This is a genomic window from Streptomyces sp. NBRC 110035 (assembly GCF_000829695.1).
Taxonomy (GTDB): Bacteria; Actinomycetota; Actinomycetes; order Streptomycetales; family Streptomycetaceae; genus Streptomyces.
Map to the genome: position 1 here is coordinate 1 of NZ_BBNN01000020.1, position 15,305 is coordinate 15,305.

Here is a 15,305-nt window from a genome sequence, read left to right on the forward strand (position 1 = left end):
CGGACCGGGGACACCCAGAGCGGCCAGCCGTCCGGGGCGGAGATGACCTGCACATTCCCGCCATGATGCTTGTGCTTCCCGGACCACCAGAGATCTGCCCCGTTGGGACCGGGGGCGGCGACGCGGTCGGTGCGGATGACAGTGCCGTCCAGGTTGAGGTGGGTGTACCCGGCGGCCGCCGCCCGCTCCAGTGCGGTGGCCAGGTCCGGGGCGTGGTCGGCGAGCACGGTCAGCCCCTCGTGGAGATAGCGGTAGGCGGTCGGCACCGAGATCCGGCTGTCCCGGGAGAGTTGGGCCAGCCGGGTTCCGTCGACGAACCACCGCAGGACGAGGATCCCCTGCTTGAAGACGCCCAGGGCGCGGGTGTTCTTGCGGGTGCCGAGCCGGTCGCGGTGCTCGCGCAGGAGCCGGGCCAGGGTCTCGGCGGTCTCCCTGCCGACATCGAGCACGGCGGTGTAGGTGATACTGGTCAACGTGTGAAGCCTCTGGCCGTACGGAACTTGATTTTCGCAGACCTGTTCTTACCAGGGGCTTCACCCATATCTGACGGCGGGGCACTCGACGCGGTCCGGCTCACCCCGCACGCGGTCACGCACCGCAACCGTCACGTTGCCGAGAAGACCTCAGTGCTCGACGAGCCTGTCGAAGAGCGTCCGTTCCAGGCCGTGCCCGACCAGCCGGGCACGGAACTTCGACAACGCGGAGAAGTCGAAGCCGGCATCGGACAGCTCCGTGCCCAGCGCGTACTTCCACGAAAGACGGTCCCGTGACGCGTCCGCGGCCTGCCGGTCGGTGAGGTTCTCGGTGAACTGCAGCACCGTCACCAGGGCAAGCAGCGCCGGGGACTGGGCGGGAGCCCCACGGCTGGGAAACGCATCGGTGAACAACGCGTCGTCGAAGACCTCGGCAAGGTGGTCACGCAGGCGCATGGGCAGGCTGCCACCGGGGAAGGCGGCGCGAGCCGTCCTGGCGGTCTGCTCAGGAACGGGCGGCAATCCCCCCGGCCGCATGGACACCGCACCGACCCCCTACGGCCGGGGCATACAGAACGACCGCACCAACGATCATGCCGGGCCGCCCCGCACCCCTGCAGGCAATTCAGCAACAGAGTCGGCACAGGCGCCAAAGCCAAGCTCACCTCAGCCGACCGAGTCCTGGTCACTGTCCTCCACCTGCGAAAACTCGCAACCATGGACCTTCTGGGCCGACTCTTCGACACCACCGCCATGACCATCAGCCGCGCAGCGAAGGACGTCCGCCCACTCCTGGAAGCCCAGGGCGTTCGCCTCCCTGCTTCGACCGCCCGCTTCCGCACGCCGACTGACATCGCGAGATTCCTCGACCTCGACAAAAGCAAGATCAAATCGACGTGTTGATTCCCGGCAGGCCCTTACTCGGATGGATGGGTGGACCACATATGGGGGGTCGCACCTTTGCCGCCGCTATACCTTCACCGGTCGGAACTCCCTCCGGTCGTCGGGTTTCGCGGCGCTGTCCGTCGGCTCCCGGTCGGGGTGGCGGTCGAGGAGTGTGAACGGTGTCCGGAAAATGATGCGCAGGCTTTCCGCCATTCGGGACGAGACGCATTCTGTTTCCGCCAGCCGTTGTGGTCCGTACCGGCCGGTCGGTCCTCGCTCCAGCGGCGGCACTCCGTGCCTCACCTGCGCCGAAACGTTTCGGCCCCATGTTTGGCGCAACTCGAACGCGATACACGTGACAGGTGCATATCGGTCCTTTGCCGAGGCGCTGTTGAACCCGTAAACGCCACCGGTCACACTGAGGATCGAAGCCGCCGCGGGCATGGCCGGTGCCTGATTCGTCGGCTTCAGGGTCCGCTGCGTGCTGATATTCGTCCTTCCACCTCATAGCCGTGCGGGGTGTTACCTGTTTGCCGTCCCTTGGAAAGCGATGACGTGACCCGAAAGTCATGGACGGACCCTGCCGGGAGCCGGTGTCGGCGATATCTCCCCGACCCGTAAGCGCATCCGCCACGGGCGGGGCCGCCTGCGGGGCGGATGGCGTGAAAGCCGGTGCTGCGGCGGAGAGAGGGCGACATGTCCGTAAAGGTCTCGTGGTGTGGGGTGCGATGTCGGCGGCGTGGGGGCCGGCGATGACACGTGCGCCGGCGGCGGACCGGTGGACGACGGGTGCCCGGAGACGCTTCTTCCGATGTCCGGGAACACGCGCGCCCTTCTGACCCGGTGCTCCTCACCGCCGTGTCGCCCGCCCCGATCTCCGGGGCGGGCGACACGGCCGACGACGGCACCGGCGCCTTCCAGCCGCTGGACCCTCGTTCTCGTCGAACGCGCACCGGCGCGTCTCCGCGCACTCCCCGTACCCCTCCCCGAAAGGAAAGCAGCGTCATGGCTGTGGGAATCCACCACTTGAGGACGTTCCTCACGGCGGTCGACGAAGGCAGCATCTCGAAGGCGGCGACCCGTCTGCACGAAGCGCAGTCCGCGGTCTCCCGCAGACTCGCGGAGTTGGAACGCCACGTGAAACAGACCCTGTTGGAACGCTCGGCGGAGGGGGTGCAGCCCACCGTGGCGGGAAAGACGTTCTGCGCCAAGGCGGATGCCGCCGTCACGGCCTTCGACGACGCCATGCACTCCGACCTGCACCGGGTGCGGGCCCTGCGCGTGGGGCACGCCTGGTCCGCGATCGGTGTGTACACCAGCGAGATCCTGCGTCAGTGGAAGGAGGCGAACCCGGAGGTGCTGGTACGTCTCAAGCGGGTCGACGACCCCGCCGGCGGGCTCACGACCGGCCAGTCGGACGTGGCGATCATGCGCACCCACACCGGACGGCGCAGTCTGCGCGAGGAACTGCTCGTCATGGAGCCCCGGGTCGTCGCCGTTCCCTCGGACAGCCCTCTGATCGGACTGGACGAGGTGCTGCTGCGCGACCTGGCCGACTACCCCCTGGTGATCAACTCCTTCTCGGGGACAACCAACCTCGACCTGTGGGAGGAGGGCGGGCAGCCCGCGGTGGCGGTGGAGGTGGACACGATCGACGACTGGCAGAGCTACATCGCCGCCGGTGTCGGCATCGGCGTGACCCCGGCCTCCACCGCCTGGATGCATCCGCACGCCGAGATCTGCTACCTCCCGCTGAGGGACGCGCCGGCGGTGCCGGTCTACCTGGTCTGGGCATCCAACAACCGTCATCCGGCGCTGAACTCCTTCATCCGGCTGGCACGGGACGTGGTGGCGGAAGGGGCCGAGTAGGCAGTCGGCTCAGCCGGCCGACCCCGGTACTGGCCCCCTTCGCCGACCTGGTGAGCGCGGTGACCGGCCGGTCAGACCCGGGACGTGACCGGCTCCGCCGGCGCGGCCTCCGGCTCGTCGCCGATGGCTCCGACGTGCCGCAGGACGACGGCGGACAGGACCGACAGAACCACCGTGCAGGCCGCGGCCACGATCATCGCGGTGTTCATGCCGGAGGTGGCGGCCTCCTTGGCGAGGTCGAGCCAGCCGTCCGGCATCCGCTCGGCCGAGGCGACGGCGCCGGCGAGGCTGTCGCCCGCGGAGTCCGCCACGTCCGACGGAGTGCCGGCCGGGATCCTGCCGTCGATCTCGCTGCGGTAGACCGCGGTCGCCAGGCTGCCCAGGATCGCCACACCGAGCGCGAGACCCAGTTCCTGCACGGTCTCCGACATCGCCGAGGCCGAACCCGCCTTCTCCGCCGGAGCCGCCCCGACCACCAGATCCGTGCCCAGCGCGGCGATCGCCCCGAGCCCGAGATAGACGAGGCCGAATCCGACGACCATCAGCGCGATGCCGCCCGAGGGCCCGACCAGGGCGAGCAGGACGTACCCGACCGTGGACAGCGCCAGCGTGGCCGCCACCACGAGACCCGGCGGCACCCGCCGCGCGACCAGGGGCGAGCCGATGGCGGCGAGGAACATCAGCAGAGCGGGCGGGCCCATCCACAGTCCCGCCTCGACCGGCGGCAGCCCCTCCACGAACTGGAGCTGCTGCGTGATCAGCAGCATCGAGCCGCCGACCCCGACCAGGCCGACGAGCAGCACGCTCAGCGCGGAGCTGAACGTACGGTCGGCGAAGAGGCGCACGTCCAGCAGCGGGCTCTCCAGCTTGCCCTGCCTGCGGACGAACACCACCGCGAAGACCACGCCGACGAGGGCCGCGGCGATCATCGGCAGATCGGGTCCGTCCTTGGCGAAGCGCTTCACCGCGTAGACCACCGGCAGGATCGCCGCCAGCGACAGCGTCACACTGATCAGGTCGAACCGGCCGCGCTGCGGCGCCGCGTACTCCGGGATCAGCAGGGGAGCGGCCACCAGCAGCACGAGCGCGACCGGTACCGCCAGGAGGAACACCGAACCCCACCAGAAGTGGTTCAGCATGGCCCCGCCGACCACCGGGCCGAGTGCCATGCCGAGCGCGAAGCTCGTGGCCCACACGCCGATCGCCAGGGAACGCTGCCGCTGGTCGGCGAACATGTTGCTGATCAGGGCCAGCGTGGACGGCATCAGCGTGGCGCCGGCGACGCCGAGCGCCGCCCGCGCGGCGATCAGCATGTCGGCGCTGGTGGCGTAGGCGGCCAGCACCGAGACGATCCCGAAGGCCGCGGCCCCGATCATCAGCAGCCGACGGCGGCCGATCCGGTCACCCAGCGTCCCCATGGTGAGCAGGAACCCGGCGATCAGGAACCCGTAGGCGTCCATGATCCACAGCTCCTGGGTACCGGACGGGCGCAGGTCCTCGGCCAGTGAGGGGAGGGTCAGGTACAGCACGGTGACGTCGAGGCCCAACAGCACGGTGGGCAACGAGAGGACGGCCAGCCCTCCCCACTCCCGGGCTCCCGCCCTGCCTACGGTCGTTGTGCTCATGGCACTCCCTGCCTTTTTCTCGGATCGTCGGCATACGACCGTCACTGTGCCGCCCCCCACGCACGGTTTCCTGAGGGTCGTTCGGCGATAGACTGCGGGCATGCGTTACGGGGTGCTCGGCCCGCTGGCCGTCTGGGACGCCGAGGGGCGGCCCGTACGGGTCCCCGAAGCGAAGGTGCGCGCCCTTCTGGCGAACCTGCTCGTCCACGGTGGCGGGCCGGTGCCGGCCGACCGCCTGATCGAGGACCTGTGGGCGAGCAACCCGCCGGGCGGGTCCACCAACACCCTGCAGACCAAGGTCTCCCAGTTGCGCCGGGTGCTGGGCAGGGAACAGGTGGTCCGGGAGCCCGCCGGCTACCGGCTGCTGCTCGCGGACGACGTGGTCGACGCCACGAGGTTCCAGGAGCTCGCCGTCCGGGCCCGCGCCCACCGGGAGCCGGCGGTGAAGGCGGACCTGTTCGCCGACGCGCTCGCCCTCTGGCGCGGCCCCGCCTACGCGGACGTGGCCGAGTCCCTCTTCGCCCGCGGTGAGATCGCCCGGCTGGAGGAGCTGCGCCTGGCCGTCGTCGAGGACCACGCCGAGGTCCGGCTGACGCTGGGCGAGCACACCGCGCTGGCGGCGGAACTGGGGACGCTGGTGGCACGGCACCCGTTGCGCGAGCGGCTGCGCATGGCCCACATGCGCGCCCTCTACCGCTCCGGGCGGCAGGGCGACGCGCTGCAGAGCTTCGAGGAGCTGCGCCGGGAACTGGCCGAGGAGCTGGGGGCCTCGCCCGGTCCGGAGGCCGCCGCGCTGCACCGGGCGATCCTCCGGCAGGAACCGCAGCTCGCCACACCCGCGATCGGGTCGCGGTCGTGCCGTACGAACCTCCCCGCCCCGCTGACCCCGCTGATCGGCCGGCGCGAGGCCGCCGCGCAGGTGCTGGCCCGGCTGGACCCCCGCGCGCCGGCCCGTCTCGTCACCCTCACCGGCCTCGGCGGGGTGGGCAAGACACGGCTGGCGATCGCCGCGGCGGGCGACGCCGCCGAGCGGTACACCGACGGGGTGTGGCTGGTCGAGCTGGCGGGCCTGGGCGCCCCTTCGGACCCGGACGACATCGCCGAACGCGTCATCACGACGCTCGGTCTGTGCGACACGGCCGCGACCGAACCCGACCTGGACGACCTGGTGGGCTGGCTGTGCCGGGCGGTCGCCGACAAACAGCTGCTGATCCTGCTGGACAACTGCGAGCACCTGATCGAGTCGGTCGCCCTGTTCACCAAGTCCCTGCTGTCGGCCGTGCCGGCGGCCCACCTCCTGCTCACCAGTCAGGAAGCCCTCGACATCCCCGGCGAGGTGGTGCACCCGGTGTCGCCGCTGGCGCTGCCGGAGCTCACCGATCCGCAGACGGTCGCCCGGTCCAGCGCCGTCGAGCTGTTCGTGCAGCGGGCGACGGCGGCCGTGCCCGGCTTCGCCCTGGACGCGGACAACGCGGCGGCGGTCTCCACCGTCTGCCGCCGCCTCGACGGCATCCCGCTCGCCCTGGAACTGGTCGCGTCCCGGCTGCGGACGCTGAGCCCGCAGGAGCTCGCCGCCCGGCTGGACGACCGCTTCGCCCGGCCCGACGTAAGCGTACGGGGGCTCCCGGACCGCCAGCAGACGCTCCGGGGCATGCTCGACTGGAGCTGGCAGCTGCTGACGCCGGACGAGCGCACCGTGCTGCGCCGCCTGGTCGTGCACGCCGACGGCTGCGTCATGGCCTCGGCCCAGGCGGTCTGCGCCGACGGGGAGCTGCCCGCCGAGCGCGTACCCGACCTGCTCTCCCGCCTGGTGGACCGCTCTCTCGTGGTCCGCGAGGGCGACCGGTTCCGCCTGCTCGAATCGGTGGCTGCCTACTGCGCCGAGCGGCTCGCGGAGGCGGGCGATGAGAACGCCGTACGGGCTCGCTTCGTGCGGTACTGCACCGAGTCGGCCGAGCGGGAGAGCGAGCGGTTGCGCGGCCCGGAACAGCGGTGCGCCCTGGACCGCCTCAACGCGGAGACCGTCAACCTGCGCCGCGCCCTGGACCTCGCGGTCGCGCAGGGCCCTGCCGGCTACGCGGTGCGGCTGGTGAACGCGCTGGGCTGGTACTGGTTCCTGCGCGGACGGTTCCCTGAGGCCCGCAGGTCGCTGCGGTCCGCGCTGACGGCCGACGCCGACGCCGCGCCCGGCGCGCGCCGGGCCGCGGGCGCCTGGCTGGCGGGGGTCGAACTGCGCGCCTCGCCGGGGGACGCCGCGCCCCTCCCGGTGGACGAAGACCCCACCGCCGGCGTCGACGACCCGGTGCTCAGGGGCCGGCTCCAGTGGTTCGTCGGCACCGGACTGACCGGCCGGGGCCACCTCGACGAGGGGCGGGCGCTCGTGGAGGCCGCCCTGGCGGGTGCCCGCGCCGTCCGGGACCGCTGGGGCGAGGCCGCCGCACTGGTGGAGCTGGCCGGCCACGGCCCGGCCCCCGAGGGGGCCGCGGAGTTGGGAGCCGCGCTGTTCCGCGAGGTCGACGACCGCTGGGGCCAGCTCCGGGCCAACCGGTCCCTGGCGCTCGCGGCCGCGCACCGCGGCGACCCCGTGCGGACCGAACGGCTGCACCGCGAGGGCCTCCTGATGGCCGAGGAACTCGGCCTGTGGACCGAGGTCGTCGAGACGCTGACCCTCCTCGGCGGGGCCGCGCTGGCGGACGGCCTCGTCGAACGGGCCACCGAGCTGTACGAGCGCGCGCTGTCCGTATCGGCGGAACGCGCCTACCACCGGGGCGAGATCCGGGCCGAGATCGGCCTCGGGCACGCCGCACGGCTTCGCGGGGACCGGGACGCCGCCGCGTCCCACCTGCACCGCGCCCTCGCCAAGAGCCGGTCCTCGGGCCACGCCACCCACGCCGCCGCCGCGCTGGAGGAGTTGGGCCTGCTCACCCGAGCGTGAGGGGCCGGACCACCCGCGCCGGACCCGCGCGGGTGGTCCGGCCCGCTCCGGTGGTCCGGCCCGCTCCGGAGGCGTACGCCGGAGCGGGCGTCTCACCGTTCGCGCCCCCGGGCCCACGCCCCTCGTGAATACGCGCCGCGCGAATACGCCCTACGCGAATGCGTCCTACTCGATTACGCAGTAGCCGCACCGGCCCCTCCACCCTAGCCTGAACCGAGCCGTTATTTATTAGCGTACGAATGGCAGGCGAAGGAGTGGCTTTCCGTGGGGATATCAGTTGAATCCGGGGCCCTCGGATCAACCGGCTACCAGCGTGACATCTGGGCGGCTGAGGCAAGGACACCGGGGACCTGCCAATTCAACGTGCTGGTCCACGAGCGGCTGGTGGGGGACGTGGACCGGGAGGTGCTCGGCGCCTGCCTCGACCGGGCGGTCCGGGAGCACGACGCCTTCCGGCTGCGCTTCGCCGAGGACGCCGAGGGCGTCCCCCGGGTGCGGCGGGTCGAGCAGGCGGGCGGCGGGGCCCCGCTCTTCGGGCGCGTCGACCTCTCCGGCGAGCCGGACCCCGCCGAGGCCGTGCGGATCTGGTGCGAGCGGGAGCTGACCCGGCCGCTGGACCTCGGGGGCGGGCCGCTGTTCCGGGCCACCGTGGTCACCGAGGGACCCGGGGCCGTCCACCTGGTGCTGACCTCGCACCACATCGTCACCGACGCCTGGGCGCTGAACACGCTGACCTTGCGCATTCTCACCGAATACCGGGCGCTGATTTCCGGAAAGAACCCACCGGCCGCGAAAGCGCGACCCGCGGAGTCGGCGAATTCGGTGGAGCAATCCGATTCCCCCTCCTACTGGAATTCCATACAGGAATACGACTCCCTCCTCCCCGCCGCCGAACGCGAAGACGACCGCGCGTTCTACCGGGAATACCTGACGGGTCTGGAGCCTGCTCTCTTCACGCGTTCCGGCGCCGCCCGGCCGGGCCGCGCGCGGCACTCCTTCCCCGTCGGCGAGGAACTGGTGCGGCGCATCCTCGACGCGGGCGCGTCCCCCTTCCCCTACCTGCTCGCGGCGTTCGCGGTGTGCCTCGGGCGCGTCCACCAGGCCGACGAGGTCGTCTTCGGGGTGCCCTTCCTCAACCGGCGCACCGAGGACGAGCGCTCTGTCGTGGGCCAGTTCGCCAACAACCTGCCGGTGCGCGTCCCGGTGGCAGAGGAGCTGCCCCTGGTCGAGCTCGCCGAGCGGGTCCGCCGGCAGATCGACCGGCTCAGGGAACACGAGCGGCTGCCGTACGGCGAGATCCTGCGCGAGGCCCCCGTACAGGACGCCGACAGCCGGAGGCTGTTCGACGTCACCGCTTCCTACCTGCGCTTCCCCAGGCCGCCGGCGACCCCGGGGGTGGACCGGACCACCACGATCATGGCTCCGGTCCACGCCGCCGACGCGCTCTCCGTCATGGTGCAGGCGTTCGACGACGAGCCGGGTCTGCGCGTCGACCTCGACTACGCCGACGACGTGTTCGACGGTCACCTGACGGCCGAGGCCCTCGCTGGACACGTCGGGGAACTCCTGCGCGGCGGCCTGGATTTCCCCGGGACGCCGCTCGGGGAGCTGGGCATGCTGACCGACGACGAGTACGAGGACGTCGTCCGCCGCCACCAGGGCGCCCCCGCCCCCTACCCGCGCGAGAAGACGCTGCACGAGCTGTTCGCCGAGCAGGCGGCGCGCACCCCCGGACAGACGGCGGTGGTCGACGGCGCGTCCGGCGCCACGCTGACCTTCGCCGAACTCGACCGGCGGGCCGACCAGGTGGCGCGGGCGCTGAGCGAGCGGGGCGCCGGACCGGGCGACCGGGTGGCGATCCTCGCGGAGCGCGGCCCCGAACTGCTGCCCGGTCTGCTCGGCATCCTCAAAGCGGGCGCCGCCTACGTACCCGTCGATCCCGGATATCCGCCCTCCCGCGTCCGGCTGCTCCTGGAGGACTGCGGGGCGAAGCTGGTCCTGCGTGGCGCGCGGGAGGTGGAGGCCCCGCCCACCGGCGCCCCGGTGCTCCGGATCTCCGAGCTGTACCGGGGCGACGGCCGGCCGCTCGGACGCACCGCGGGCCCGCGGGACGTCGCGTACACCATCTACACCTCCGGCTCCACCGGGCGCCCCAAGGGGGTGATGGTCGAGCACCACGCGGTGGTGAACCGGCTGACGTGGATGCAGCGCCGCTATCCCGTCGGTCCGGGCGACACGCTGCTGCAGAAGACGCCCATCTCCTTCGACGTATCCGTCTGGGAGCTGCTCTGGTGGGCCGTCCAGGGGGCCGGAGTCGTGCTCCTCCCGCCCGGCGCGGAGAAGGACCCGGAGCGGATCGCGCGCACGGTGCGCGACCACCGGATCAGCGTGATCCACTTCGTGCCCTCGATGCTCGGCCCGTTCCTCGACCTGCTGGAGGACCATCCGGAGCGGGCGGCCGGGGCGGGCTCACTGCGCTACGTCTTCTGCAGCGGGGAGGCCCTGCCCCCGGAGCGCGCCACGCAGTTCAACCGGATCTTCGACGGCGACGACCCGCCCCGCCTGGTTAACCTCTACGGCCCCACCGAAGCCGCGGTCGACGTGACGTACTTCGACTGCCCGCCCGCGTCCGAAGGCCCCGTCACCCGGGTGCCCATCGGGCGGCCCGTGGAGAACACCACGCTCTACGTGCTCGACCGGCAGGGCCGCCCGCAGCCGGTCGGCGTCCCCGGCGAACTGCACATCGGCGGGGTCCAGGTCGCCCGCGGCTACCTCGGGCGGCCCGAGCTCACCGCCGAGCGGTTCATCGAGGACCCCTTCGTCCCCGGCGGCCGCCTCTACCGCACCGGGGATCTGGCCCGACTGCTGAACGACGGCAACCTGGAGTACCTCGGCCGCAACGATGACCAGGTCAAGATCCGTGGCAACCGGGTCGAGCTGGGCGAGGTGCAGAACGCGCTGGTCGCGCTGGACGCGATCCGCGACGCCGTGGTCGTCGACCACCGGCCCGGCGGCGGCCGGGGCCCGGTCCTCGTCGCCTACTGCACGGCCGACCGGGACCTCGACCCGGACGGCCTGCGAGCGGCGCTCGGGACCGTGCTGCCCGCCTACATGATCCCGTCGTCCTTCGAACGCCTCGAAAGCCTCCCCCTCACGCCCAACGGCAAGGTGGACCGCAGGGCCCTGCCCGCCCCGTCCACCGATGCGGGCGAGGCGGCGGACAGCGCGCCCCGCACCCCCGCGGAGAAGGTGCTCGCGGGCATCTGGGCACAGGTGCTCGGCGTCGACCGGGTCGGCGTCCACACGGACTACTTCGTGACCGGCGGCGACTCGATCAGCATGCTCCGGGTCCGGGCGCTCGCCGAGAAGGCCGGCATCCGGTTCACCACCGACGACTTCGTACGCAACCCCACCGTGGCGGGGCTGGCCGCCCTCGCCGAGGAGGCCGGGCCCACCGCCCCGGCCGACACCGCGATCCCCGCCCCGTTCGCCCTGGTCTCCCCGGTGGACCGGGCCCGCCTGGAGGCGTACGAGGACGCCTACCCGGTCACCCGCCTCCAGCTCGGCCTGCTGTTCCACAGCCGAGAGAAGCAGGACTCCGCGACGTACAAGGACGTCTTCCGCTACAGCCTGGCCATGCCGTGGCGGGAGCGGGAGTTCCGGGCGGCCTTCGACCTCCTCGTCGCACGCCATCCGGTGCTGCGGTCGTCGTTCGCGCTCGCCGGCCACGCCGAGCCGCTCCAGATCGTGCGGCCCACCGTCGAGGGCGGGCTGAGCGTGGCCGACCTGCGGGCGGCCCCGTCCGCCGAGGCGGAGGCGGCCGTCGACGAGCACATCGCCGCGCGGCGCCGGTACGACTACCGGTTCGACAGCGCGCCGCTGTACCACTTCCGGGCGTTCGCCCTGGCCGACACGGTGGAGCTGGTCTTCAGCTTCCACCACGCCATCCTCGACGGCGGCAGCGTCGCCAACCTCGTCTCCGAACTCCTCCAGGACTACGGGCACCTGCTGGGACTGGACCTCGGGCCGGTGCCGGACACCGCGCCGCCCTCGGCCGCGCTGCACGTCGCCCAGGAACGTGCGGCCACCGAGGCGAAGGCGGGCCGCGCCTACTGGCGGAACCTGCTGACCGACGCCGCACAGTTCCAGCTGGAGAGCTTCCGTCCGCACGAGGCGCCGGGGACGGACGAGCGGGTGGAGTGCGACCTGAGGCTGCCCGCCGACCTCGTCGACGCCCTGCGCGCCACCACCGGGGACCGCCGGGTCCCGGTGAAGTCCGTCCTGTTCGCCGCACACGTCCTGATGCTGCGCGCCTTCTCCGGCGAACGGGACGTCACGACCGGGCTGGTGACGCACAGCCGGCCGGACATCGAGGGCACGGAGCGCACCTGCGGGCTGTTCCTCAACACCCTGCCCCTCCGCGTGGACGCGGAGCAGGCCACCTGGTTCGACGTCGTGGACCGCGTCCTGGAGCGGGAACGGGAGAGCCACCCGCACCGGCGGGTGCCGCTGGCGGTCATCCAGGAGGACCTCGGCCGGACGTCGCTGGTCGACACCCTGTTCAACTTCATCCACTTCCGGCAGCTCGGAGAGGTCTTCCGCACCCCCGGGATCGCCAGCCGGGGCTTCGCGGTCCGGGAGGAGACGAACTTCTCCCTGGTCGTCAACGCCATGGTCGACCCGGTGGACGAGGGCATCCGGCTCCGCACCGACTTCTCGGGGCAGTCGTTCACCCCCGCCCAGGCGCGGCTGTACACCGACACGTACGTACGCATCCTGCGCAGGCTCGCCGAAGAGCCGGACGGCGCCGTGGACTTCGGCTTCCTCGCCTCGGACCCGGAACCCCTGCGGACCGGACGGCCGCCGGTGAACGTGGTCCGCGCCTTCGAGGAACGGGCACGCCGCGCGCCCGGGGCGCAGGCCGTGGTCTCCGAGGACGTGACCTGGACGTATGGGGAGCTGGACGCGGTCGCCACGCGCTTCGCCGCCGGCCTGCTCGCGTCGGGAGCGCGCCCGGGCGACCGCGTCGGCCTCGCCATGGGGCGTACGGCCGGCACGGTCGCCGCGCTCCTGGGCACCGCGAAGGCGGGGTGCTCGGCGATGCCGCTGGACACCGCCTATCCGGTGGACCGGCTGCGCGCCATGATCGCCCAGGGCCGGCCGGCCCGCGTGGTCGTGGACGCGGAGCACCGGTCTCTCCTGGACACCCTGGAGACCTCCGTGCCCTCCCTCGCGTACGAGGCGCTGGCCACCACTGGGCACGAGGCCGAGCTGCCGGAGATCTCCGAGGACGACGAGGTGTACCTGCTCTTCACCTCCGGCTCGACGGGCCGCCCGAAGGGGGTCTCGGCGCCGCACCGTTCCCTGTCCAACCTGGTGGCCTGGCAGAACGGGATCGCCAGCACGGCCGAGGGCGCCCGCACCGCGCAGTACGCGCCGCTCAGCTTCGACGTCTCCTTCCAGGAGCTGTACGCCACGCTGGCCGGCGGCGGCACCCTGGTCGTCGTCACCGAGGAACTGCGACGCGACATGCCGGGTCTGCTGCGGCTGATGGACCGCGAGCGCGTCGAGCGCGTGCACCTGCCGTACGTGGCCCTCCAGCAGTTGGCGGAGGCGTCGGCCACGCTCGGCCTGGTGCCGCGGAGCCTGCGGGTCCTGTGCTCGTCCGGCGAGCAGTTCCGGACGACGGACGAGATCCGGCGCTTCTGCGCCGCTCTCGGCGACGTGGTGCTCGACAACCACTACGGCCCCACCGAGACACACGCCGCCGCCTTCCACGCGATGACCGGCGACCCCGCCGCCTTCCCCGCGCTGCCCCCGGTGGGCCGGCCCATCCACGGGGCACGGCTGCTGGTCCTCGACGAGAAGAGGCGCCCGGTGCCGGTCGGCAGCCGGGGCGAGATCTACGTCGGCGGCGCCGGTCTGGCCGACGGGTACGCGGGCCGCCCCGACCTCACCGAGGAGCGGTTCCTGCCCGCCCCGGACGGTGGCGGGCGCCTCTACCGCACCGGGGACGTCGGCATGGTCCTGCCCGACGGCGGCCTGGTCTGCCTGGGCCGCGCCGACCGGCAGGTCAAGATCCGCGGCTACCGGGTCGAGCCCGGGGAGATCGAACTGGTCGCCGCGGACGCGGCGGCGGGCGGCCCCGACGCGATCACCGACATCGCCGTGATCGCCCGGCGCGACGAAGCGGGCGACACCTCCCTGGTCGCCTTCCTGGTCGGCGACGAGGAACGCGCGGACCTGGACGGGCTGCGGCGCCACCTGCGCGCCAAGCTGCCGGACTACATGGTGCCCGTGCACTTCGTGTGGCTGCCCGCCATCCCGCTTACCCCGAACGGCAAACGCGACGAGGCCGCGCTCCGGCAGGTGCGGCCGGTCCGCACCGGAGCGGCCGGGCAGGTGGCCCCCCGGGACGACCACGAGCGCACGCTGGTCCACATGCTGGCCGACCTGCTGCACCTGCCGGACCTGGGGGTGCACGACAACCTGTTCGACCTCGGCGCCACGTCCATCACGGCGATGCGCCTGGTCGTCCTCATGGAGGAGCGGTTCGGCACCGCGATCCCGCTGTCGGACTTCATCGTCGCGCCGACCGTGGCCGAACTGGCCGAGCGCCTCCGCTCGGCGGGCGGCACGAGCGCCGGCTTCGACCCGCTGGTGGCGATCCGGCCCGAGGGGACGCGGCCACCGCTGTTCTTCGCGCACCCCATGGGCGGCAACGTGCTCTGCTACGTACCGTTCGCCAAGCACCTGCCGCCGGACCAGCCCTTCTACGCCTTCCAGGCGGCCGGGGCCGACGTCGGCACGGAGCCGGTGCGCGGTCTGGAACAGCTCGCGTCCGACTACATCGCGGCGATGCGCCGGGTCCAGCCGGCCGGCCCGTACCACCTCGGCGGATGGTCCTTCGGCGGGTTCGTCGCCTTCGAGATGGCCCGCCAACTGCACGCCGCAGGGGAGAGCGTGGCGTCCGTGGTCCTGCTGGACACGACGGCGCTCAACCCGGGGCGGCGGCCCTGGACCGACGACGAGGCCCTGCTCGGCTGGTTCTTCTGGGAGCTGCTCTGGCTCCAGCACGGCAGCGCCACCGCCGGCGACCTCCTGCCGCCCGGTCTGGACACGCTGGACGAGAAGTTCGCGTTCATGACCCGGCTGGCCATCGACGAGGGCGTCCTGCCCGCGGGCAGCGGCGACGCCGTGGTGCGGAGGCTGTTCCGGGTGTACGAGGCGAACTGGCGCTCCGCCTTCGACTACCGGCCCGGGGTCGTGGACCACGACGTCGTCCTCCTCCGGGCCCGCGATCCGCTGCCGGGCGTGCTGCTGGACATGCACACCGCCATCGACAGCATGCACGCGGACGAGACCAACGGATGGCGGGAGCGCACCTCCGGCCACCTCACGGTGATCGACACCGAGGGCGACCACCTCACGATCATGGAGGAACCGCTCGTGGCCGGCGTCGTCGGCCCGGTGCTCAGGGCAATGGGACTCCGAACCGACGAGAGCGGGGAGAACTGA

7 protein-coding genes are annotated in these 15,305 nt (G+C 72.4%); 4 read left to right on the forward strand and 3 right to left on the reverse strand.

All coding sequences use genetic code 11. The features are described from left to right. Together TU30_RS09560 and TU30_RS09565 are read right to left on the reverse strand one after the other, a co-directional pair. On the reverse strand, positions 1-473 hold a 473-nt coding region (locus tag TU30_RS09560), incomplete at its 3' end, for a transposase family protein (RefSeq protein WP_042167233.1). Positions 474-623: 150 nt separating this feature from the next. Then, entirely contained in the window at positions 624-929 is a 306-nt protein-coding gene (locus TU30_RS09565; protein WP_042167234.1) for an IS1182 family transposase, read from the reverse strand. A 261-nt stretch (positions 930-1,190) separates the two neighbouring features. Between TU30_RS09565 and TU30_RS38260 the strand changes: the two genes are divergently transcribed. Together TU30_RS38260 and TU30_RS09575 are read left to right on the forward strand one after the other, a co-directional pair. Further along, complete coding sequence (locus tag TU30_RS38260; protein WP_042167238.1) at positions 1,191-1,376, forward strand: hypothetical protein; 186 nt, start codon at positions 1,191-1,193, stop codon at positions 1,374-1,376. 987 nt (positions 1,377-2,363) lie between these two features. Next, positions 2,364-3,227, forward strand: a complete 864-nt coding sequence (locus TU30_RS09575; protein ID WP_030339860.1) for a LysR family transcriptional regulator — start codon at positions 2,364-2,366, stop codon at positions 3,225-3,227. Positions 3,228-3,298: 71 nt separating this feature from the next. Here TU30_RS09575 and TU30_RS09580 read toward each other — a convergent pair whose 3' ends face one another. Continuing rightward, positions 3,299-4,852 (reverse strand): MFS transporter, encoded by a 1,554-nt coding sequence (locus tag TU30_RS09580; protein WP_042167243.1) that lies wholly within the window; start codon positions 4,850-4,852, stop codon positions 3,299-3,301. 100 nt (positions 4,853-4,952) lie between these two features. Between TU30_RS09580 and TU30_RS09585 the strand changes: the two genes are divergently transcribed. Together TU30_RS09585 and TU30_RS09590 are read left to right on the forward strand one after the other, a co-directional pair. Beyond that, positions 4,953-7,787 carry a BTAD domain-containing putative transcriptional regulator gene (locus TU30_RS09585; RefSeq protein ID WP_042167246.1) on the forward strand — a complete coding sequence of 945 codons (2,835 nt, stop codon included), beginning with the start codon at positions 4,953-4,955 and terminating at the stop codon, positions 7,785-7,787. A 264-nt stretch (positions 7,788-8,051) separates the two neighbouring features. After that, positions 8,052-15,305, forward strand: a complete 7,254-nt coding sequence (locus TU30_RS09590; RefSeq protein WP_234307823.1) for a non-ribosomal peptide synthetase — start codon at positions 8,052-8,054, stop codon at positions 15,303-15,305.